A 1,453-nucleotide genomic window follows, 5' to 3' on the forward strand; every position below is an offset into this window, starting at 1 on the left:
CACCCTATAACTGTTCTGAGATAATGTCACTATGGGACAGGAGACATTAACATTGACGAGAGCAGAGCTGAAGAAGGTATTAGTGGTGGAAAAGATCTTCGAGGGACATATGACAAACAAGGAAGGGGCAGCAGCGCTGGGGCTGACGGAGAGGCAGGTCATTCGATTGAAGCAGAAGTATCAGAACAAAGGAGGAGCTCGTGCACTTATCCACGGGAATCGTGGCAGAAAACCGGCACACGCCCTGCCGGACGAAGTGAGGGCGAAAGCGGCGACCCTGTATACAACGAAGTACCAAGGCAGCAACAACTGCCACTTTGCCGAATTGCTTGAGGAGCATGAATCATTGAAAATCAGCCCGTCCAGCGCTAGACGTATCTTGCTGGCTGAAGGCATCAAGCAAGCCAAACAACGTCGGCGCGGGAAGGCTCATCAGCCTCGGCAACGCAGAGAGCAAGCCGGCATGCTGTGGCAGATCGACGCGACGCCATACGCTTGGCTGGAGCATCGCGCGCCTGCGTTTGCGCTTCACGCCGCCATCGACGATGCGACTGGCACCGTCGTAGGTGCCGTGTTCCGCCCCAACGAATGCCGGGAAGGATACTCGCGTGTCATGCAGCAGGGCATCCGCAAGTACGGTGTTCCGCTTAGTCTGTACAGCGATCGCCATATGATTTTTCGCTTGCCCAACGAGAAGCTGACGGTCGAACAAGAGCTCGCCGGAGAGATGAGGCCGCTTTCTAACTTTGGCAAGGCGATGGCCGAGCTCCGCATCGAGCACATCAAAGCAGTAACGCCTCAGGCGAAGGGCCGCGTCGAGCGACTTTGGGTAACGCTGCAAGACCGCTTAGTAGTGGAACTGCGACTGCTTGGGGTGAACACGATGGAAGAGGCCAATCAGGAACTGCCAAAGCTCATTGAGAAGCATAACCGCCAATTTGCTGTAGAACCTCGCAAACGGGAATCGGCCTACCTGCCGCTTGATCCTGCCGTCAACCTGGATCATGTCTTCACCAAGCGGGAGTACAGGCAACTCGGCTCCGGTCATACGCTTGCTTACAACGGTACGATCTACACGCTGGCCAAGCCCTCTTCCTTGCGTCTAAACGCGAAGATGACCGTCGAAGTCCGTGTGACGCTAGACGAAGAAGTCATTTTGTGGTTTCAGGGCAAGGCAGTTGCGCTTAAGCCAACGGAACGGCCGAAACGGATTTCTGCGCCAAAAGAAAAAGCGGGCTCTGCGCAGCCACGCAAACCCGCCAGCAGTCATCCGTGGAGAACCGCGGAGACTCAAAACCAATCCAAGCGTACCACATCCAAGAGCTCATTCCAAGATGCCATCTATTCACAGCACAACCGCTATTCGGAGGCCTCCTGGTAGGCGGCTTCCATTTATTCTAAAAGTGACATTTTCTCGGAAAAGTTAAGGTGACATTTTCTCAGACGATTGACA

General features: G+C 54.6%; 1 protein-coding gene. It reads left to right on the forward strand.

Annotated elements, in window-relative coordinates; translation table 11 throughout:
- Positions 1 to 52: 52 nt before the first annotated feature.
- Positions 53 to 1,381, forward strand: a complete 1,329-nt coding sequence (locus BLR08_RS30485; RefSeq protein ID WP_072338324.1) for an ISNCY family transposase — start codon at positions 53 to 55, stop codon at positions 1,379 to 1,381.
- The last annotated feature ends 72 nt before the right edge of the window (positions 1,382 to 1,453 follow it).

Source organism: Paenibacillus sp. cl123, from assembly GCF_900101595.1.
GTDB lineage: Bacteria > Bacillota > Bacilli > Paenibacillales > NBRC-103111 > Paenibacillus_G.